The sequence below is a fragment of the Streptomyces geranii genome (assembly GCF_002954775.1).
Taxonomy (GTDB): domain Bacteria; phylum Actinomycetota; class Actinomycetes; order Streptomycetales; family Streptomycetaceae; genus Streptomyces; species Streptomyces geranii.
Genome location: NZ_KZ672952.1, coordinates 719022 through 739826 on the forward strand (window position 1 = coordinate 719022; position 20805 = coordinate 739826).

Sequence of the window (20805 nt, forward strand, 5' to 3'; positions counted from 1 at the left end):
AATTTTTCGCGCCCGCACAAGCCGTCGCGGAGACCGTCAGTAGGTGGCGCGTCCGCCGCTGATGTCGTAGACCGCGCCGGTGGAGAAGCTGACGCGGTCGGAGGCCAGGAAGGCGACCAGTTCGGCCACCTCTTCCGGGCGGCCGGTCCGGTGCATCGGGATGAGCCCGGTGAGACGGTCCAGCACCTCGGGCGCCGTGTCGGCGTTCATGGGCGTGGCGATGACCGCGGGCGCGATCACGTTGACCAGGACACCGCTGGTGGCCAGCTCCTTGCCTGCCGACTTGGTCAGGGCGATCACGGCCGCCTTGGACGCGGAGTACGCCGAGAGACGGGGATTGCCGTCCTTACCGGCGATGCTGGCGAGGTTGACCACCCGGCCCCAGCCGCGCTCCCGCATCCCGGGAACGAAGATCCGCATCGTGTTGACGGTGCCCAGGACGTTGACGTCCAGCACCCGGCGCCACTCCTCGGTGGTGGTCTCGGTGAGCGGTTTGTTCGGTCCGACGATGCCCGCCGAGTTGACCAGGACATCCACCGGTCCGATCTCGGCGGCGATCCGGCGCAGCGCCTCCTCGTCGGTGACATCGGCGTGCACGTCGGCCTGGCTGCCGGTGTGGCCGCCGGCGCCCTGCGGGGCGAGGTCGAGGGTCGTCACCTCGACGCCTTCGGCCCGCAGCCGTGCGGCGGTGGCCGCGCCGAGTCCGCTCGCGCCGCCGGTGACGAGGGCCGATCTGATGATCGCCCCGCCCCCGTCCCTCCCGGGGTGTGCGTCAGTGGGATTCACGGCTCACCTCCGAGCCGCTGGACCCGATGAGAAAGTCCAGGTCGGCGCCGGTGTCGGCCTGCTGTACGTGGTCGACGTACAGGCGTTCCCAGCCGCGCCTGGGGTTGGCGTAGCCGGTCAGCGTGGCCTCGTTCGGGGTCCTGCGGGCGAGTTCCTCGGCGGGTACGTCGACATCCAGGCGCCGGGCCTCGACGTCCAGGTCGATGACGTCGCCGGTGCGGACGAGGGCGAGCGGGCCACCTGCCGCCGCCTCCGGGGCGACGTGGAGGACGACGGTGCCGTACGCGGTGCCGCTCATGCGGCCGTCGCAGACGCGGACCATGTCGCGGACGCCCTGTTCGAGCAGTTTCTTGGGCAGCGGCATGTTGGAGACCTCGGGCATGCCCGGGTAGCCCTTGGGGCCGCAGCCGCGCAGGACGAGTACGGAGTCGGCGTCCACGTCGAGGTCCGGGTCGTCGATACGGGCGTGGAAGTCCTCGATCGAGTCGAAGACGACCGCCCGGCCCCGGTGCCGCAGCAGGTGCGCGGAGGCCGCCGCAGGCTTGATCAGCGCTCCGTCGGGGGCGAGGTTGCCGCGCAGGACCGCGATGCCGCCCTCGGCGACGAGCGGTTTCTCGCGGGTGCGGATGACCTCGGCGTCCCAGATGGGCGCGTCGTCGAGATGGTTCACCAGGGGCTCCCCGGTGACGGTGAGCGCGTCGGGATCGAGCAGGTCGCGGACCTCGCGCAGGACGGCCGACAGGCCTCCGGCGCGGTGGAAGTCCTCCATGAGGAAGCGGCCCGCGGGCTGGAGGTCGACCAGGACGGGTACGCGGGAGCCGATCCGGTCGAAGTCGTCGAGCGACAGTTCGATACCCAGGCGTCCGGCGATGGCCAGCAGGTGCACGACGGCATTGCTCGATCCGCCGATGGCGGCCAGGGCGACGATCGCGTTGTGGAAGGACGCCTTGGTCAGGAAGGTGCCCGGCCGGCGGTCGGCGGCGACCATGTCCACCGCCAGCCTGCCCGTGCCGTGGGCGGCCTCCAGCAGGCGGCTGTCGGGCGCCGGGATGCCCGCGACCCCCGGCACGATCGTGCCCAGCGCCTCAGCGACCAGGGCCATCGTCGAGGCGGTGCCCATGGTGTTGCAGTGCCCCCGGCTGCGGATCATCGCCGACTCGGAGCGGGTGAACTGCTCCTGGGACAGCGTCCCGGCCCGCACCTCCTCCGACAGCCGCCACACGTCGGTGCCGCAGCCCAGCGGCGTACCCCGGAAGGTCCCGGTCAGCATCGGCCCGCCGGGGACGACCACCGCGGGCAGGTCCACCGAGGCCGCGGCCATGAGCAGCGAGGGGATCGTCTTGTCGCAGCCGCCCAGCAGGACGACGCCGTCGATCGGGTTGGCCCGCAGCATCTCCTCTGTGGCCATCGCCGCCATGTTCCGCCAGAGCATGGCCGTCGGCCGGACCTGGGTCTCGCCGAGTGACACCACGGGCAGGTCCAGCGGGATGCCCCCGGCCTCGTACACGCCGTTGCGGACCGAGGCCGCGACCTCGTTGAGGTGCGCGTTGCAGGGCGTGAGGTCGGAGGCGGTGTTGGCGATGGCGATCTGCGGGCGGCCGGTGAAGGCGTCGTCCGGTGTGCCCCGGCGCATCCAGGCCCGGTGGATATAGGCGTTGCGCCCCTGCCCCTCGTACCACTGTGCGCTGCGAAGCTTCACCGGCGACCCTTTCCAGCAATTGGTACGGTGGTCTACCCTTCGGAACCTGATGGAGCATAGACAGATGTACGAGGCCACGTCAGCCCCCGTGCCGGAGGAAGTCGCCGGGGGCGAAGGCGACGCGGCGCGGCTGGTGGGCTCCGACCGGGTGCTCGCCGTCCTCAAGGAGCTTGCGCGGTATCCCGACGGCGTGGGCCTTGAGGAGCTGACCCGGGTGGTCGGCAGCCCCAAGCCGACCGTGCACCGCGCGCTGGGCGCCCTGCGCCGGGCCGGGCTGGTCGACCAGGGTGCCCGCGGTCGTTACGTCCTCGGGGACGAGTTCCTGCGGATGGCCTTCGCGCATCACGAGGCCCGCCCGGAGCATGTCCGGGTACGGCCCGTCCTCGACGCGCTGGCCGAGCGGTTCGGCGAGACGGCGCACTACGCGGTCCTCGACGGCCTTGAGGTCGTCTACCGCGCCAAGGTCGACCCGCCGGACGGCGCCGTCCGGCTGACCTCGACGGTGGGCGGCCGGAACCCCGCGCACGCCACCGGCGTCGGAAAGGCCCTGCTCGCCCACCGGTTGACGACGGCCGCGCAGGTCGAGGCCTGGATCGGCGATTCGCCGCTCGTCCCCCGCACACCCCGGACCCTGTGCACGGCCGCCGACCTGTACGGCGACCTGCGGGCCACCCGCGACCGGGGGTACGCCGTGGACGACCAGGAGAACGAGCCGGGCGTCAACTGCCTCGCCCTGCCCGTGTACGCGACCTCCCCGACGACCCCTTCGGGCGCCGTGAGCGTCAGCGCGCTCACGTACCGGACACCGCTGGCCACTTTGGTCGAGGCGGTGGCGGAGATCCGGGAGCTGCTCGGCCCCTTGGGCGAGCCGTACGGCTGAGCCACCAGCACAACCCCGTCCACACCGTCCCGCCGGTCGAACTGGAGACTGACCCCGTGTATCTCATGCGCATAGGTGCCGCAGGCGCCGAGAAGCCCGTCGCCCGGATCGACGACGAGACGTACGTCGATCTGTCCGACACCGTCACCGAGTTCGACGAGGCGTTCTTCGGGTCGGGCGGTCTCGACCGCGTCCGCCCGGTGGTGGCCGAGCGGACGGCGGCCGGTCAGGTGTCCCGGTTCGCCGGGGAGCGGATCGGCGCACCGATCGCCCGCCCGCACCAGATCCTGTGCATCGGGCTCAACTACCGTGACCACGCGGCCGAGAGCGGCATGGCGGTGCCGGACGAGCCGATCCTGTTCACCAAGTCGCCCAACACCCTCGTCGGCCCGAACGACGACGTCCTATCCCGCGCGGGTCCGCCAAGACCGACTGGGAGGTGGAGCTGGGCATCGTGATCGGCCGTCGTACGAGCTATCTCGACTCGGTCGAGGAGGCACGGGACGCCATCGCCGGGTACGTGGTCGTCAACGACGTGAGCGAGCGCGCCTTCCAGTTGGAGCGGGGCGGGCAGTGGGCGAAGGGCAAGTCCGCCGAGACCTTCAACCCGGCGGGCCCCTGGCTGGCCACCACCGACGAGATCGACGACGTCCTCGCGCTCGACATGTGGCTCGATGTGAACGGTGTCCGCCGGCAGACCGGCAACACCAAGACGATGATCTTCGACCCGTATTTCATCGTGCACTACCTCAGCCAGTTCCTGGTCCTGGAACCCGGCGACCTGATCAACACCGGTACCACGCCCGGCGTCGGCATGGGCCTCAAGCCGCCCGTGTATCTCCGTCCGGACGACGTCATGGAACTCGGCATCACCCGCCTCGGCACCCAGCGCCAGCGCGTGCTCGGCCCACGGTGAACGCCCGTGGCCCGATGCGCGCGTTCGTCCTGACGGCCCCCGGGAAGTACGAGGTCCAGGAGGTCCCCGTCCCGGTGGCCGCCCCCGGCGAGGCGGTCGTGGACGTGGAGCGGGTCGGCGTGTGCGGTACCGACATGGAGTTCCACACCGGGGCGATGGCCTATCTCCACCAGGGCCACTCCTCCTATCCGATGCGCCTCGGCCACGAGTGGGCGGGCCGGGTGTCGTCGGTCGGCGACGGTGTCGACCCCGGGTGGATCGGCCGCCGGGTCATGGGCGACACCATGCTCGGCTGCGGTGTGTGCCGCCGTTGCCGACGGGGTGCGCAACACGTGTGCGAGCAGCGGCAGGAGGTAGGCATCCGGGGCGGCCGGGCCGGTGCGCTGGCCGAACAACTCGCGGTACCCGCCTCCTCGTTGCACGCCCTGCCCGACGCCGTCGACTCGGTCCTCGGCGCACTGGTCGAGCCCGGGGGCAACGCCCTGCGCGCCACCCAGGCCGCCGAACTCCGGCCCGGGGACCGGGTGTTGGTGCTGGGCCCTGGAACGATCGGGCTACTGGTCGCGATGTTCGCCCGAGCCGCCGGTGCGGAGGTCCACCTGATGGGTGCGACCGACGGCTCACTCGCCTTCGCCCGCGAGCTGGGCTTCGAGCACGCGTGGCGGGAGGACTCCCTCCCGGAGCTGCCGTACGACGCCGTCGTGGACGCCTCCAACGCGGCCCATCTACCTGACCTGGCGCTGCAGTTGGTCGAACCGGCGGGCCATGTGGTCTACATCGGCCTGTCCGGCGCACCGAGCCGCATAGACACGCGCACACTCGTCCTCAAGGACGTCAGCGCGGTCGGCGTGCTGTCCGCCTCCCCCGGTCTCGACGCCACCATCCGTGCGTACGCCGAGGGTTCGGTCGATCCGAGGCCGTTGGTCGCCGCGACGGTGGGTCTGGATCAGGTGGGTGCCGTCCTCTCGGGTGACCGTCCGGCGGGCGCGGGTCCGGGACCGAAGTTCCATGTGGACCCGCGCCTGAGGTAACGGGGTTCAGGGTGCCGCGATCTCGGCGGATTCGGCGATATCAGTGATATCGGTGATGCCTTCGATGACGTGACGGAGGAAACCGACCGCCGTGCCGCCGTCGCAGACGCGGTGGTCGAAGGTCAGGGTCAGATGGGCCACCTTGCACACCTCGACCCAGGGGCGTTCGAGATGGCACCGTCGACGCCGAGCACTCCGTAGTCGTTGAGGGTGAAGGTGCTCGCCGCTCAGGCCAGGGGCTTCTCACCTCGCGGCAGCTCGTCCGTCCGGACGTCGGCGTCCAGGACCTGATGCCGGCCTTCCCCATGGCGGGCGGAGCTATGGCGGACAACGGCGTCGTCCCCCGCGAGCAGCTCAACGGCCGCGTCCGGGCCATGCTCCACCGGGCCCTCTTCCTCGACCGGACGGACCTCCGCCGACACGCGGAGGCCCGTCCTTCGGGAGGGCCCGACGGGGGCGTACGCCGGTCAGGCCTTGGCCGGCTTCACCTTCCGGTCGGTGCCGTTCACCCGCACGGTGACGTTCCCGCGCGTCCGCGCGCGGTCGGCCACGATCCTGTACGAGGTGACCTTGCCGTTTCGCCATTCGCAACTGACCTCGTACCCGCCGCGGGCACGCAGGCCGGTGAAGGAGCCCTTCGCCTTCCACTCGTCCGGGAGGGCGGGCAGGAGGTGGACGACTCCGCCGTGGCTCTGCAGGAGCATCTCCGCGACGGCGCCCGAGATGCCGAAGTTGCCGTCCATCTGGAAGGGCGGGTGGTTGCAGAACAGGTTGGGCAGCGTGTTGTAGGTCAGCAGTCCGCGCAGCATGATCCCGGCGCGCACCCCGTCGCCGAGACGGGCGAAGAGGGCGGCCCGCCAGGGCCAGGTCCAGGAGCGGCGGCTGTCGCCCGACACCGTCGCGGCCGTGAAGGGGACGCCCTCCTTCTCGCCGCAGCGCGCCTTGAGCGACACGAGCGCGGCGGCGGCGAAGTCCCAGGTGTCCGGGGTGATCTGGCGGCCCGGGTAGACCGCGAAGAGGTGCGAGGTGTGGCGGTGGATGTCGGTGGGGCTGTCGATGTCCTCCTGCCACTCCTGCAGTTGGCCCCAGCCACCGATCTTGTTCGGCGCGAGACGCGCCTGCATGTCGGCGACCTTGGCCCGGTATGCGGGGTCCGCCTTGAGGACCGCCTCGCAGTCGAGGTAGTTCTGGAACAGGTCCCAGATGATCTGCTGGTCGTACATCACGCCGTCCTCGCGCGGCCCGTGCTCGGGCGACCAGCCGTTCGGGGAGACGAGGAGCCCGTCCGCGCGCTCCTTGAGCTGGTCCTCCCAGAACTCGCAGATCTCCTTGATCATCGGGTAGGCGGTGGTCCGGAGATACCCCAGGTCCTGGGTGAACGCCCAGTGCTCGTACAGGTGTTGGGCGTACCACGCACTCGCGACGGTGTTCCACTCCCACGAGTTGCCGCCGAAGATGCTCTGGCTGGTACGGGCGGTCCAGCCGCGCGTGTCGGCGCCGAAGGCGTTGCGGGTCGCGACGCGGCTGGGCACCGCCACCTGCTCGACGAAGCCGACGAGGGCCTCGTGGCACTCGGCGAGGTTCGTCGTCTCGGCCCCCCAGTAGTTCATCTGGATGTTGATGTTGGTGTGGTAGTCGGAGGCCCAGGCGGGCTGGTTGCTGTCGTTCCAGAGGCCCTGGAGGTTGGCGGGCAGGCCCTTCGGGCGGGAGGAGCTGATCAGCAGGTAGCGGCCGTAGTCGAACATCGCCTGTTCGAGGGTCGGGTCCTGGCCGCCCGCCGCGTACCGCGCCAGCCGGACGTCGGTGGGCAGGGCGGCGACGGCGTCCCCGGAGGTGCCCCAGTCGACCGAGACACGGTTCATGAGGGCCCGGGTCTCGGCGGTGTGCTCGGCGCGCAGCCTGTCGTAGGACCGCCGGGCCGCCTTGCCGATCGTCCGCGCGACGACCGGCGCCGGATCGGCTCCGCGCCACCCGGCCGCCGCGTCGAGCTTGTAGTCGGTGCGGGCGTCGAGGAGCAGGGTCAGGGTCGTACAGCCACTGAACCGGAGCGTCGCGCCATCAGCACTGAACTCGCCGTCGGTGTGCACCGCTTGGACGGTGCAGGCGTGCTTGAGGCCGTTGCCCATGACACCGCCGAAGGCGATCCGGCGGGCGCCGGCGTCGACGGTCGTCGGCGCGTTCTCCTGACCGGACGTCAGCGAGATCGTCCCGGAGAGCCCCTCGGGGGCCTGGGCCGTGTACCGGAAGACCATGACGTCCGCGGTCCGGCCGGCGAAGGCCTCCCGCAGGACGCGCTGTCCCTCGGCGCCGAAGCGGGTGGTGTGGACGCCCTTCCCGAAGTCGAGGCTGCGCCGGTAGTCGACGACCGTGCGCTGCGTACGCGTGTCGAAGGTGTCGCCCGCCAGCGATATCTCCGCGATCCGCAGCCCCTGAGCGGACGCGCCGGGGCGCAGGGTCAGTCGGTAGACGCGGTAGGCCGTGCTGTTGGCGACCCGGAAGATCCGTCTCTCGCCCCGCCCGGCGAAGGGCTGTGCGGGGTCCTGGGTGTCGAGGGTCGTCCAGGCCTGCCCGTCCTGCGACGCTTCGAGCCGCCAGCTCCGGGGGTCCTCGCGTGGACGGTCCGGGGCCGAGGTGAGCGCGTACGAGGTGACGACGGCCGCGCGCGACAGGTCGGCCTGCCAGACGACCTCGGGCACCGAACCGTCGACTCGCCACACCGTCGCCGGATCACCGTCCACCGAGTTCGAGATGCCCAGGGCCCGCGCCCCGGTCCCGGCACCGGACCCCGTCGAATGCCCGCTCGGCGAGGACAGATACACCGAGCCGACGCCGCCGAGATCGACGCCCACCAGCCCGATCTCGCTCACCTGGAAGTGGCTGACGCCCGGCTCGGGGACGAAGTCGAACCGGTAGAAGCGGTAGGCGGCGGGGTCGGCGCAGGTGAACTCCTTCGTCTGGAAGCGGCGCTCGAAGGGCGCGTCCAGCGTGCGGCTGTCCAGCGTGGTCCAGGTGGTGCCGTCGGCGGAACCCGAGAACGTCCACTCCTGCGGGTCGCGCTGCGGCACGTCGTTGGCACTCGTCAGCCGGTACGCCGCGACCGTCACGGGATCGGGCAGCTCGGCCTGCCACCGCACCCGCGAACCGGGCCCCTCGATGCACCACTTGGTGCCGGAGGAGCCGTCGTACGACTTGTCGAGACCCTCCGAGGCCGAGCTGCTGTACGGCCCCCCGGGAGCCGTGACCTGCGGGCGCGGACGGGAGGCGAAGGTGACCAGGACGTCGCCGAAGGTGCGGTAGGACCCGAAGCCGGTCACCCCGGTGTCGAAGTCGCTGTCCGGCTTGCCTGCGAGCGCGTTGTCGTAGTCGTTGAGCCCGCCCCACAGGCTCTGTTCGTTGAACTGGATACGCTCCGCGTCCGGACCGGCGAAGAGCATGGCCCCGAGCCGCCCGTTGCCGATGGGCAGCGCCTGGGACTGCCAGTCCGCGGCGGGCACGCGGTACGTCAGCGCCTTGCGGGTGAGGGTCGGCGCCTGGTGGGCCGGCGACCCGCCGCTCGCCGCGGCGGCGGCCTGTTCCGCAGGGGTGCCGCCGGTCAGCTGAGTGACGAGAGGTGCGAGGGCAAGGGCACCGCCGAACTTGAGGAGGCTGCGTCGCTGCGGTTCGGACTCGCTGATCAAAGTGAGAACTCCCGGTCCATTCATCGGCTCTTTCACGGGATGTGGCAGCCACATCGACACCTGTCGAGGGCGCGATCATCGTCGCCGGACAATAGATCGGATGTCTAGAGGCAGGCGTCAGCGAAAAGCCGGCCGCGACCGCTGCGAATCGTCCACACCACCCGGGCTCTTGCCACCTCCCATGACCACCACCCCCCACCCCGGAGACCGGAGTTCGGGGAGACCCGGGAGCCCGAACCGACGGTGAGGACGCAGCCGCGACTCGCGACCAGGTGCGGCCGGGCGAGGCTCGCCGCCGGCCACACCGAGTCCGGCTCGGCCCGCATCGTGAACGCGAAGTCCTGGTACGGCTGTTGGTCCAGCGCGCCGTGCCGCCCGCCTCGCCCACGAGGCGCTGTGTCTCCAGGGCGCCCTCGTGCAGCAGATCGCCGCCCACGACGATCGCCCCCTCGGCCGCGAACCGCAGTGCCGCCGCCCGGCCCTGGCCGCGGGCCGTGCCCGAGATCAGGCCACCTTTCCTTCGAGCCGCCTCATCCGGTTCCCTCCCGCAGGGCGTCGGAGACGGACTTCACCCCGCCGTGCGCGGTGAGGCCGCCGTCCACGGGGATCTCGGCTCCGGTGATGAAGGACGCGTCGTCGGAGAGCAGGAACACCACCAGCGGGGCGATCTCGTCCACCGTGCCGGTGCGGCTGAGCGGGGTCTCACGGATGTTGGCCTCGCGGAAGACGGGGGCCGCGGAGGCCGTCATCCCGGTCTCGATGAAGCCTGGGTGGACGGTGTTGACGCGGATGCCGCGCGGGCCCAGCTCCGTGGCCGCCGCCTTCGACAGCCCGCGCAGCGCCCATTTGCTGGCCGTGTAGGCGACCGGGTAGTGGCCGGTGAGCGCGGCGGTCGAGCCGACGTTGACGATCGACGCGCCGGGCGGCATCAGCGGGGCGAGGTGCTGGATGCCGAGCAGCGGCCCGGTGACGTTGACCGCGTGGACCCGGGCCATGTCCTCGGGGCGTACGTCGTCGAGGCGGGCCCGCCAGGTGACGCCCGCGTTGTTGACCAGACCGTGCACCCGGCCGTACGACTCCCGCAGCTCGGCGGCGAGTTCGGCCCGCTCCTCGTCGCTGGTGACGTCGAGGCGGCGGCAGCCGGGGACAGCGGTGACATCGGTGGCCCTGACCCGGGCGCCCTCCCGGGTCAGGGCCTCCGCCTCGGCCGCGCCCTGGCCTCGGGCGGCCCCGGTGACGACAACCACCTTGCCCGGCAGGCGCTTCACGGCCGCTCCCGGGTGCGGCGGCGGCCGGTCGGCAGCGGCACCCGGTCGACGCCCGCGACCACGGTGTTGGAGACGGTGCCGAGGCCCTCGACGGTGAGCGTCACGGTGTCGCCGGGCCGGAGCGGCGGCGGGTCCTGACGTCCCCGGACGCCCCAAAGCTCCGCCAGACAGCCGCCGTTGCCGCAGGTGCCCGAGCCGAGGACGTCGCCCGGACGGACGACGGTACCGCGCGAGGCGTAGGCGGCCATCTCCTCGAAGGTCCAACTCATGTTGGACAGCAGGTCCTTGCCGACGACCTCGCCGTTCACGGAGGCGGTCAGCGACAGCCGCAGGAAGCCGTCCGGGTCCCGGAACTCCGCCAACTCGTCGGCGGTGACCAGGTACGGGCCCAGGGTGGCGGCCGTGTCCTTGCCCTTGCAGGGACCGAGGTTGACCTGCATCTCGCGGGACTGGAGGTCGCGCGCCGACCAGTCGTTGAGGATCGTGTAGCCGACGATGTGGTCCCGGGCCTGCTCGGGCGTGAGGTCCCGGCCCTCGCGGCCGATGACCGCGGCGACCTCCAGCTCGAAGTCCAGCACCTTCGAACCCGGCGGCACGGGCACGTCGTCGTACGGGCCGATGACCGCGTAGGGGTTGGTGAAGTAGAACGTCGGCGCGTCGTACCAGGCCTCCGGCACCCCGGCGTTGCCGTCGATCGAGCGCCGTACGCCCTCGACGTGTTCCTCGAAGGTGACGAAGTCCCGCAGGGTGGGCGGCTCCAGCGGTGCCAGGAGCCGTACCTCGGACACCTGGAGCCCGGCCGGGGCGTCGAGGGCGGCGGCGCCGACGGCGAGCAGCGCGTCGAGGCCGCCGCCGGAGCCGATCAGCTCCGTGAGCGAGCGCGCCCCGGGCACGGGGTGCAGGGTGCCGTCCTTCCCGACGACGGCGACACGGCGTTGCCGCTGGTGTTCATAGGTGGCGAAACGCATGTGCGACTCCTGGCTCCGACGGGCGTCGGCAAAAAGACGGGGGACCCGGGGGATCAGACCGGCGGGGCGACGAACACGCCGCGGTCGACGTCGTTGAACGACTCCTTGGCGATCAGCTCGTTCATCGCGTTGGCCGTGCCCCACTGGTCGGTGACCTCGGGCCGGGAGAAGTCGTAGACGTGCGGATGCCAGGTGTCCTCGTCCAGCACCTCCAACTCGGTGGTGTACTCGACCGTGTTGCCCTGCGGGTCCAGGAAGTACGTGAAGGTGTTGTCGCCCGCCATGTGCCGGCCAGGACCCCAGAGCTTGCGGGCGCCGGAGCGGATCACCCGGCCGGAGCCGCGCATGTACTCGTCGAGGCCGCGCATCTCGAAGGAGACGTGGTGCAGGGCGGTGTGCGGGCCCTGTGCGATCGCCATGGAGTGGTGCTGGTTGCTGATCCGCATGAAGTGCATGACCTCGCCCAGGTGCGGCGAGCTGAGCGTGTCGGAGAGCCGGAAGCCCAGGTGGCGCTCGTACCACTGGCGGGTCCTGTCGAGGTCCGGGGAGTTGAGGACGACGTGCGACAGCTTGACCGGGATCGCCTCCTTCTCCTCGATCCTGCGGTGCCGCCGGACCTCGACCTCGGCGGAGACCTCGATCGTGCGGCCGTCGACGTCGAAGAAGCGGAAGCCGTAACCGCCGCCGGGGGTGTCGACCTTGCCCGGCCGGGAGAGCAACTGCACTTCATCGGCCAGGAGTTGCTCGGCGAGGGCGTCCACGTCGGCCGGTGAGGCGGCGCCGTACGAGACGAGGTCGAGGCGCTTCTCGTCCGCTTTCCGCAACCGTACGACGTACTGCTCCGGCGAGCCCTCGGCGGCCAGGAAGGAGATCCCGGAGTCCTCGGCGACCTTGGTCAGACCCCAGACGCCGGAGTAGAAGTCGAGCTGCTTGTCGTAGTCGGGCACGGCGAGGTCGACGTGCCGCAGATGGGTGAGGAGGCGTGCGCTCATGGTGTCAGTCCTTCCGGAGGAGTGCGGCGGCGTTGCCGCCCCGTACGGCGTGGAAGTCGGGGTCGGGGAGACCGGCCGCGCGCAGGGCGCCGACGGGGTCCCCGGTGCCCATGTCGAAGGGGAAGTCGGAGCCGAGCAGGACCCGGTCGGCACCGGCGACGCGGATCAACTCCCGCAGCACGTAAGGGTCGTGGACGAGGGAGTCGAACCAGATCCGCTTGAGGTAGCTGCTCGGCGGGTGCGCGCAGCCGGTGCCCGCGTCGGGGCGGGCCGACCAGGCGTGGTCGGAGCGGCCGATGTGGGTGGGGAGATAGCCGCCGCCGTGCGCGGCGATCAGCTTCAGGCCGGGATGGCGGTCCAGCACTCCGGAGAAGATGAGGTGCGAGAGCGCGACGGCGTTCTCGGTGGGCTGGCCGACGGTGTTGGAGAGGTACCAGCGGTCGAGTCGCTCGTCGAGCGTGCAGCCGAAGGGGTGCAGGAAGAGGAGCGCGCCGGTTTCCTCGGCACGCGTCCACAGGGGTTCGTAGGCGGGATCGGACAGCTCCCGGCCGGGTGCGTGCGAGGAGATCTCGACACCCAGCAGCCCCTGATCCAGGGCGTGTTGGAGGGCGACGACGGCCGGTTCGGGGTGCTGGAGCGGCACCAGTCCCAGGCCGTACAGCCGGTCGGGGGCCTGTGCGCAGTGCGCGGCCGTCGCCTCGTTGGCCAGCCGGTAGACCTTCTCGGCCGTCCCCTCGTCCGCCCAGTAGTGGTAGTGCGAGGGCGACGGGCTGACCAGTTGCACGTCCACGCCCTGGGCGTCCATCGCGGCCAGCCGCGCGGCGACCTCGGTCAGCTCCGGGATCCGCTCGCGCACCATGGGGCCGCTCACGGCGAGGGACGCAGCGCCGTTGCGGCGGGCGTCCAGCGCCCTGGCCTCGGCGAAGCCTGGGAGGTCGGCCACGAGGGCCTCGATCCGGGGGATCAGGACATGCGCGTGGACGTCGATCACGGGCGCGGTCACGGCAGTTCCTTCACGACAGTCATGGCAGTTCCTTGACGACGGTCATGGTGCGGCCGATCAGTCCGGGTACGTCGGCGTCGTGGACGCCGTCCAGTTGCCACCGGCAGAGCTGTACCGACGCCTCGACGACGGTCCGCACCCGGGGGATGCGGCGCTCGTAGTACGCCTGGAGCAGCTCGCCGTCCCAGTCGCGTCCGCCGGTGAGCAGCTCCGCGAGGACGGAGGCGTCCTCCAGGGACATCGCCGCGCCCTGGGCGAAGGTGGGCGGACAGCAGTGGGCGGCGTCCCCGATGAGGACGACCCGGCCCCGGTGCCAGGAGCCCTCGACCAACAGCCGGTCGAACCCCGTGTAGTTGACCTGGGCCGGGTCGGTGATGTGCTTGCTGATCTCGGGCCAGGCCCCGCCGTACCGCTCGGCCAGCCGGCGCATCTCGTCGGCGTACGTGGCCGGGTCGATGGACTTGCGGTCCCGGTTGGCCTCGACGACATAGGCGTAGATGGTGTCGCCGCCCGTCGGGGTGTAGCCCGCGATGTAGGCGGGGCCGCCGAAGGTCAGGTCGGTGCGGGTGACCCCCTCCGGCCGCGGGGCGGGCGCGCGCCAGATGGCCATGCCGACGGGCTCCGGCGTCTCGCTGATACCGATCGCGGCGCGGGTCGCGGAGCCCACGCCGTCAGCGGCCACCACCAGGTCGTAACGTCCCTCGGTGCCGTCGCCGAACCGCACGGAGACGCCGTCCGCGTCCTGCTCCAGGGTCTCGGCGGTCGTGCCAAGGCGTACGTCGGCACCCGTCGCGCGAACCGCGTCGATGAGGATCTGCTGGAGTTGTGGCCGACGCAGTCCGAGGGTGGCGGGCAGGTCCTCGCCGCCGGTCCGCATGTCCTCCTTGACGAACAGGAGGGTGCCGTCGGGAGCGGTCACGCCCAGGGAGCCGTAGGCGAAGCCGGACGCCTCGACCTGTTCCCAGACGCCGAGTTCGCGCAGGACGCGCAGGGCGTTGCCCTGGAGGGTGATGCCGGAGCCGGTGGTGGCGTTCCAGTCGGGCCTGGCCTCGATCAGGTCCACGGCGATGCCGGCGCGGCGCAGCAGGATGGTGATGGCGCTTCCGGAGGCGCCGCCGCCGATGACGAGGACTCTTCGGGGGATGGACATGGGGGAACTCCCTTGTTCCGCCGGTTACTTGACGGCGATCGGGTTGACCGGGGAGCCGACGGCCCCGGTGATGGGCAGGGGCGCCGCGGTGAGCCAGAACTCGTACACGCCGTCGTCGGCGCAGTCGGCGGCGAGTGCGTCGGGGTCCCACATCTCGCCGATGAGCAGGCCGATGTGCGGGATGGCGACCTGGTGCAGCGGCTGGAAGGCGTGGTCGAACTCGTTGGGCCGGACCTCGAAGCCCCAGGTGTCGGTGGCGATCGCGGCGATCTCGCTGCGGTGCAGCCAGCCCGCGGTGGCGAAGGACAGTCCGGGCGAGTCGCCGCCCGCGTAGTCTCCCCAGCCCTCGCGCCGGGCCCGGGCCAGCCGCCCGGTGCGGACGACGACGATGTCGCCGCGGCCGACGGTGACCCCGTGGGCTTCGGCGGTCGCGGTGAGATGCTCCTCAGTGATGGCGAAGCCGTCGGGCAACTCGCCCTGGTCGCCGATGACTTGGCCGACGTCGAGGAGTACGCCGCGACCGGCGACGTGGGGCGCCATGTGCTCGATGCCGGTGACGAGGTCGCCGTCGGAGGTGACGACCTTCTCGGCCGCCCGGCCGTTCCACGCTCTCCCGTGGTCGAAGATGTGCCCGAGGCCGTCCCACTGGGTCGAGCACTGCAGCGGCATCGCGATCACGTCGTCGGCGCCGCCGATGCCGTGCGGGAAGCCCTGGTTGCCGAGGGCCGCGTCGGTGCCCGTGTCGAGCATGGTGTGCACGGGGTTGGTGCGCCGGCGCCAGCCCTTCTGCGGCCCGTTCATGTCGAAGCGCTGCGAGAGCGAGAAACTCACGCCCCGCCGGACGAGGGCGGCACCCTCACGGCGCTTGGCCTCGTCGAGGAGGTTGAGGGTGCCGAGGACGTCGTCCTCGCCCCAACGCCCCCAGTTCGAGTACGACTTGGCGGCCTCGGCGATCGCGCCCTCGGGATCGGCCCGGTCGAGCGTCACCGGGACACCTCCGCGACACAGCGGGTGCGCTGGGCGCCCAGACCGGTGATCGACCCGTCCATCACGTCGCCGTCACGCAGCAACCGCCCCCAGTGCATGCCGTTTCCGGCCGGGGAACCCGTCAACACCAGGTCCCCGGGCAGGAGTCGGGAGGTCTGCGAGATGTACGACACGATCCGGGCGACGCCGAAGAGCATGTCCTTGGTGGACTCGTCCTGCATCGTCTCGCCGTTGAGCTTCAGTGTGACCCGCAGATCGTCGGGGTCGGCGATCGACGCGGCGGGCACGATCCAGGGGCCGAGCGGCGTGAAACCGGGCGCGTTCTTGGAGCGCAGCCAGTCGGTGCCGATGGCCTTCATGTCCCGGCGGAACACGGTGGCACGGTCGGTGAGGTCGTTGGCGATCGTGTAACCGGCGACGTACTCCAGAGCCTCCGCCACCGGCACCCGATGCGCCGGCCTGGCGATGACGGCCGCCAACTCCAGCTCCCAGTCGGGCTGTTCGGCCCAGGCGGGCAGCACGACATCGTCGTAGGGACCGGTGATCGCGCCCGGCAGACCGATGAACACGTACGGCAGGTCCTCGGCCGCCCGCCGGTCCATGATCCCGGCGACCTCGGCCCTCGCCTCCTCGACCGTGCGCGGATCGTCGGGCGAGCGGTGCGCGAGCTCCAGATCGATCACGTGCTGCCGGTAGTTGGCGCCGGACTGGAAGATCTGCCGGGGCTCGACGGGCGCGTGCACCCGCAGGCCGTCGAGCGGCTGCCAACCGGCGTCCGCGTCCGACACGAGTTCATGCAGACGGGGCAGTACCGCCGCCCAGGCCTCGAAGATCCCGCGCGTCGTCAGGGCGGGGTCGTCGAGTGCCGTACGAAGGTCCAGCACCCGCCCGCCGGAAACCACAAGGCCGGGGAAAGGTGCCTGGTCAGGGGCGGAGAGAGTACCCAGGGCGAACGGTCCGGAGAAGGACGTGGAAGGGGCTGCGGGTTTCACGGGAATGTCCTCCAGATTGCGAGGTGACCAATCTGGCCCCGGCTCCCGTAATCTGGGAAATCGATTCTTTGGATGTTGATCATCCACTGTATGGATGCCGCTGACCGGGGCGGCCCTGTTCTGGAGGCGTTGTGCACCTGTCCGGCCTCGATCTCAATCTCGTGCTGTCCCTGCGGGCCCTGCTGGAGGAACGCAACGTCACCCGCGCCGGCCGGCGCATCGGCCTCAGCCAGCCCGCGATGAGCGCGGCACTGGCCCGGCTGCGCCGCCACTTCGACGACGAGCTGCTCTCCCGGGTCGGCGGCCAGTACGAACTGACGGCCCTCGGCCGCGCCCTGCTCGACCGGACCGCCACCGCCTGCGACCTGCTGGAACGGGTCTTCAGCAGCAGGGCCGACTTCATGCCGGGCAGCGAGGAGCACGAGTTCACCCTGCTCGCCTCCGACTACGCCGTCGCCGTGTTCGGTGCCGAACTCTCCCGGACCGTGCACGCCGAGGCGCCCGGGGTACGGCTGCACTTCCAGCGGACCCCGCCGGACGTCACGGAGGACACCGGGACACTGCTCAGCACGGCGGACGGGCTGCTGATGCCGCACGGCATCATCGGCGACTTCCCCACGGTCGAGTTGTTCACCGACCGCTGGGCCTTCCTCGTCGCCGAGACCAACGACGAGGTCGGCGACCGGCTGACCATGGACGACCTGGCGCGACTGCCCTGGGTCACCTACCAGCGCACCTACGACGCGCCGGCCGCCCGGCAGCTGGGCATGCTCGGCATCGAGCCCCACGTCGAGGTGTCCGTCGACAGCTTCCAGGTGCTGCCCTTCATGGTCGCCGGCACCCGGCGGATCGCCCTGGTGCAGCAGCGCCTGGCGGAGCGGATCGGCCAGGTGGCCCCCGTACGCCTCATGGAGCCGCCCTACGAGGCGGTCCCTGTCCAGGAGGCGCTGTGGTGGCACCCGGTGCACACGTACGACGCGGCCCATATCTGGCTGCGGGAGACCGCCGCCCGCGTGGGAGCGGGGCTGGCCGCGTCCGCACCGGGGCTCGTCCACCCGGCAGCAGCACCGGAACAGTCGCCGACACCGAGCTGATCGACGGAAGGCGTCCTCGGACCCACCGGCATCCAAGGCATGGATGATCAACATCCTCGATATCGATCGGGTGAGGGCTAGGCAGCGCCTGGGCGGTGGCCCATAGTCGTCTCAACCCGGCACCGGAGCCGCACCATCCGCCGCTGCCGGGACCGCGTGAGGACCCGGCGATCCGGCCCTCCGCGACGCCCGGCAGTCACGGCGCCTCACACTCCGGCCCTGCCGCGGGCGCCGGGCGGCCTCACCCGCACGGCCGCTCCCGTCCCCTCCCGACCCGCCAGGTGGAGTTCCGCATGCCCGCTCCCGTGCCCCCGTCCCCCTCCTCCGCGGTCGCCGACGGCGCCCCGCCCGAGGAAACCGTCTCCGGTCCCGGTCACCGGCTGCGCATCACCCTGCTGATGGCGGGCAGCTGCCTGCCGATCCTGGGCGCCGTACTCATCGCCCCCGTACTGCCCCAGATGCACGACCACTTCGCCGACGTACCGGGCGTGGACGTGCTGGTCCCGATGGCCCTCACCGTCCCGGCCCTGTCCCTGGCGCTGCTGGCTCCGTTCGCGGGTGTCATGGTCGACCGGATCGGCCGGAAACGTCTGCTCGTCGTCGCCACCGTGCTGTACGCCTTCATCGGCACCGCCCCGCTGTGGCTGGACTCCCTCGGCGCGATCGTCGCCAGCCGCGCGCTCGTCGGTGTCGTCGAAGCCGCCATCATGACCTGCTGCACCACCCTGATCGGCGACTACTACTCGGGCCGCCAACGCGACCGCTATCTCGCCCTGCAGACCATGTGCGCGTCCATCTCCGCCACGGCCTTCTTCGTACTGGGCGGCGCGGCAGGCTCAGCCGGCTGGCGCACCCCGTTCTGGGCCTACGCAGTGACCCTGCTGCTCGCCCCGGCCATGGCCGCCTTCCTCCCCAAGTCCTCGCCGACCAACCGAAACTCGGCCCTCTCCCCCACCGTCTCGGAGCAGGCCGAGCGACCCTTCCCGTGGCGCCCACTGGCCGGCACCTGTGCGCTGACCGTCTTCGGCGCCGTCCTCTTCTACACCGTCCAGGTGGAGATGTCCTTCCTCCTGGACGACATGGGCGTGACCGACCCCGGCATGATCGGACTGGCGATCGCCGTCTCCAGCCTGGCCACGGTGATCGGTGCCGTGGTCTTCAGCAGGGCCGGTCGCGGCCCGGCCGCCTGGCTGCCCGTGGTCTTCGCCCTGTGCGCCGTCGGTTTCGCGGTGATCTCGCTCGCCCCGAACCCCGTCGTCCTGACCGCCGGTGCCGTGATCAACTGCTTCGGCGGCGGCATCATGCTGCCGAGCCTGCTCACCCTCGCCCTGTCCAAGCTCGACTACGCCGACCGCGGCCGGGGCACCGGCCTGTGGACGGGCACCTTCTTCATCGGCCAGTTCATCTGCCCGTTCGTGGTGCTCGCGCTCCAGTCCGCCGTGGGCAGCCTGGAGGGCGCCATGGGCGTGCTCGCGCTGGCCGGAGCGCTCGGCGCCGCCGGGCTGGGCCTCACGGCCCGCCGACGGCGGCCGGTGGTTGTCGGGGAGCCGATCGAGCGACTGGCGGGCTGAGCGGCCGGGAGGCCAGAACACGGGCCCCGGCCCATGGTGATCGGCATCGCGGAACCTCCACCGCGATGCCGATCGCCCCACTCGCCAGCGTCTGGACATCTGTGCGCGGTCGCCCGCTTCGCCGATCTCGCCCGCTCCAGGTCACCCCGAGGCCAGCTGCTCCGCTATCTCCGCGATCCAACCGGAGGTCTTCGCCGGGTCGTTGAGGGACTCGGCCCACGCGTCCGGCTCCAACTTGTGCTTGGCGGGGCCGGATTTGAGGGCGATGAGCAGGGACCTGGCGGACTCCCGCATCTCGGCCGTGGTGTTCCGGGAGATGTCGGGGCCCGCGGCCAGGGCGTAGATCTCGCGTGCCATGGCCTGTCGTTCGCCCTTCGACACCTTCTTCCAGAACTTCATCGCGTGCTGCAGCGACTCCTTGCGGGAGGCCGCCTCCGCCGGGGTCTCGCCCTGCGGCGCCCAGCGCTCGGGGTGGTGGACCTCCTCGTAGCGCTTCGTCGCGGCGCGCAGCGCCTTGTACATGGTGACGCCGAGGACGAGACCGGCCCCGGCCCCGGCGAGGCCCCATCCGACCGGGTTGCTCGCCAGCCCGACCGTTCCCGCCGCGACCGCCGTCACGACGCCGGCCGCGGCCTTGACGGACTCGCCCCCGCCGCCGGCCGCCTCCTTGCCGATCTTGGTGAGCTGCTTCTTCCTCGCGTACTGCTGCACCTTGCTCAGTTGTTCCACGTCGTTCTCGGCCTGCTGGAGGTTCTCGGCGGCGTCGCGGGCTTCGTCCATCGCCTCCAAGGCGGCGTCGATGCCCTCGGAAACGAGCTCAAGCCGTTCCGGGCCCTCATGCTCCCAGTAGGCGTCCAGCGCGACGTAAGCCTCCGCTGCGGCCCAATTCGCCTGCACACGCGCCTCGTTGAGCCGTGCCAGTGACTCCGCCTGGACGAGGTGGGGATCTCCCAGCTTCTTGATCTGCTTGTACTTGCCGGCCGCTCCCCCGATACGGAAGGCGGACCGCGTGGCCTTGATCGCGCCGATGGAAGCGCCGGCGATTCCGCTCGCCTCGGATGCCACCGCGGCGTCCGCCGCCTTCTGGACCTTGGTCACCTCTTTGGCGATGGCGGCGCTGTAGCTTCCCGAAGCGGCGGCGCCGACGACCGTGTCGGCGGCCTTGGTCTTGGCCTTCTTCTTCGCCTTGTGGTGGTCGGCCCCGTTCTCGTGCTTCTTGGCGTCCTTCATGTTCTTGTACGCGTCCATGCCACTCACCACGGTGCCGGCGGCCTCCGTGAGGAGGTTGCCCGACGCCGCGGAGGTCCCCGAGGCGGCGGCGGAGTGCTTGAGTCCCTCGTTGGCCGCGACGGCGGCCTGCTGGGTCAAGCCCGCGTTGGTGGGGGTCTGGAAGCCCTTGACGAAGGTGTCGATGGGTTCGAGATTCTTCTTGAACCTGTCGAGCAGCGCGGCGATCCGATCCCGATAGTTCTTCCTCTTCGCACCGGGCGACGCGTCGCCCTTCGCCGCCGCGCTCCCTTTCTCGCCGCCCCGAACGCGCTGCACCACCGCGGTCGTGGCCCGGTTGCCGGCGCGGGACTGCATCTCCAGGAGGGCACGCTCCAGCGGGCGTGCGGACGCACTCCCGGTCCGACTCCCTCCCTCACGGTGCCGGGCCGATGTCAGGGAGGGCGCGGACTGCCGTGTCGGGGTGCGGTGGATCGGCGTGCTCATGGAAGGACCTCTCCTGTACCGGACCGGGCGAGGCGAAGGTAGCCGGACCTGGCCAACAGAAGGGGTACGGCGGAGAAA

At 71.2% G+C, this 20805-nt stretch carries 16 protein-coding genes and 2 pseudogenes; 5 read left to right on the top strand and 13 right to left on the bottom strand.

Annotated features, from left to right (window positions below):
- Positions 1-36: 36 nt before the first annotated feature.
- Positions 37-786 carry an SDR family NAD(P)-dependent oxidoreductase gene (locus CW359_RS03025; RefSeq protein ID WP_232838184.1) on the bottom strand — a complete coding sequence of 250 codons (750 nt, stop codon included), beginning with the start codon at positions 784-786 and terminating at the stop codon, positions 37-39.
- Positions 773-2485 carry an IlvD/Edd family dehydratase gene (locus CW359_RS03030; protein ID WP_105968092.1) on the bottom strand — a complete coding sequence of 571 codons (1713 nt, stop codon included), beginning with the start codon at positions 2483-2485 and terminating at the stop codon, positions 773-775. Before CW359_RS03030 ends, CW359_RS03025 begins: the two co-directional genes overlap by 14 nt.
- A 49-nt stretch (positions 2486-2534) precedes the next feature.
- Between CW359_RS03030 and CW359_RS03035 the strand changes: the two genes are divergently transcribed.
- The 3 genes and pseudogenes from CW359_RS03035 to CW359_RS03045 all read left to right on the top strand — a co-directional run bounded on the left by CW359_RS03035 (position 2535) and on the right by CW359_RS03045 (position 5312).
- Entirely contained in the window at positions 2535-3365 is an 831-nt protein-coding gene (locus CW359_RS03035; protein ID WP_105968093.1) for an IclR family transcriptional regulator, read from the top strand.
- A gap of 56 nt (positions 3366-3421) precedes the next feature.
- Positions 3422-4281 (top strand): annotated as a pseudogene (locus CW359_RS03040) (fumarylacetoacetate hydrolase family protein).
- Positions 4282-4295: 14 nt separating this feature from the next.
- A complete protein-coding gene (locus CW359_RS03045; RefSeq protein ID WP_105968094.1) occupies positions 4296-5312 on the top strand; it encodes a zinc-dependent alcohol dehydrogenase in 1017 nt (338 codons plus the stop codon).
- A 6-nt stretch (positions 5313-5318) separates the two neighbouring features.
- Here the strand turns inward: CW359_RS03045 and CW359_RS03050 are convergent.
- The 10 genes and pseudogenes from CW359_RS03050 to CW359_RS03100 form a co-directional block, all read right to left on the bottom strand.
- Positions 5319-5530: pseudogene (locus tag CW359_RS03050) on the bottom strand (2-oxo acid dehydrogenase subunit E2); the annotation flags it as partial.
- A gap of 9 nt (positions 5531-5539) precedes the next feature.
- On the bottom strand, positions 5540-5734 hold the full coding sequence (locus CW359_RS03055) for a hypothetical protein (protein WP_105968095.1): 195 nt from the start codon (positions 5732-5734) through the stop codon (positions 5540-5542).
- A 45-nt stretch (positions 5735-5779) separates the two neighbouring features.
- Positions 5780-8989, bottom strand: coding sequence for a glycosyl hydrolase family 95 catalytic domain-containing protein (locus CW359_RS03060; RefSeq protein ID WP_105968096.1), 3210 nt, complete (start codon positions 8987-8989; stop codon positions 5780-5782).
- A 530-nt stretch (positions 8990-9519) separates the two neighbouring features.
- Positions 9520-10257 (bottom strand): SDR family NAD(P)-dependent oxidoreductase, encoded by a 738-nt coding sequence (locus CW359_RS03070; protein ID WP_105968097.1) that lies wholly within the window; start codon positions 10255-10257, stop codon positions 9520-9522.
- Complete coding sequence (locus CW359_RS03075; RefSeq protein WP_105968098.1) at positions 10254-11225, bottom strand: fumarylacetoacetate hydrolase family protein; 972 nt, start codon at positions 11223-11225, stop codon at positions 10254-10256. The genes CW359_RS03070 and CW359_RS03075 overlap by 4 nt, the downstream gene beginning before the upstream one ends.
- Before the next feature lie 53 nt (positions 11226-11278).
- Entirely contained in the window at positions 11279-12217 is a 939-nt protein-coding gene (locus CW359_RS03080) for a VOC family protein (protein ID WP_105968099.1), read from the bottom strand.
- A gap of 4 nt (positions 12218-12221) precedes the next feature.
- A complete protein-coding gene (locus tag CW359_RS03085; RefSeq protein WP_105968100.1) occupies positions 12222-13220 on the bottom strand; it encodes an amidohydrolase family protein in 999 nt (332 codons plus the stop codon).
- A gap of 19 nt (positions 13221-13239) precedes the next feature.
- A complete protein-coding gene (locus CW359_RS03090; protein WP_105968101.1) occupies positions 13240-14370 on the bottom strand; it encodes an FAD-dependent oxidoreductase in 1131 nt (376 codons plus the stop codon).
- Positions 14371-14394: 24 nt separating this feature from the next.
- Entirely contained in the window at positions 14395-15357 is a 963-nt protein-coding gene (locus CW359_RS03095) for a cyclase family protein (protein ID WP_105968102.1), read from the bottom strand.
- Positions 15354-16349, bottom strand: a complete 996-nt coding sequence (locus CW359_RS03100; protein WP_198655046.1) for a fumarylacetoacetate hydrolase family protein — start codon at positions 16347-16349, stop codon at positions 15354-15356. Before CW359_RS03100 ends, CW359_RS03095 begins: the two co-directional genes overlap by 4 nt.
- 131 nt (positions 16350-16480) lie before the next feature.
- On the opposite strand from CW359_RS03100, the gene CW359_RS03105 reads away from it, so the two are divergent.
- Both CW359_RS03105 and CW359_RS03110 read left to right on the top strand, forming a co-directional pair.
- Positions 16481-17443 (top strand): LysR family transcriptional regulator, encoded by a 963-nt coding sequence (locus CW359_RS03105; RefSeq protein WP_105968103.1) that lies wholly within the window; start codon positions 16481-16483, stop codon positions 17441-17443.
- Between the two features lie 293 nt (positions 17444-17736).
- Positions 17737-19014, top strand: a complete 1278-nt coding sequence (locus CW359_RS03110) for an MFS transporter (RefSeq protein ID WP_105968104.1) — start codon at positions 17737-17739, stop codon at positions 19012-19014.
- A 141-nt stretch (positions 19015-19155) separates the two neighbouring features.
- Here the strand turns inward: CW359_RS03110 and CW359_RS03115 are convergent, their stop codons facing one another.
- Complete coding sequence (locus CW359_RS03115) at positions 19156-20727, bottom strand: hypothetical protein (protein WP_105968105.1); 1572 nt, start codon at positions 20725-20727, stop codon at positions 19156-19158.
- Positions 20728-20805: the final 78 nt, after the last annotated feature.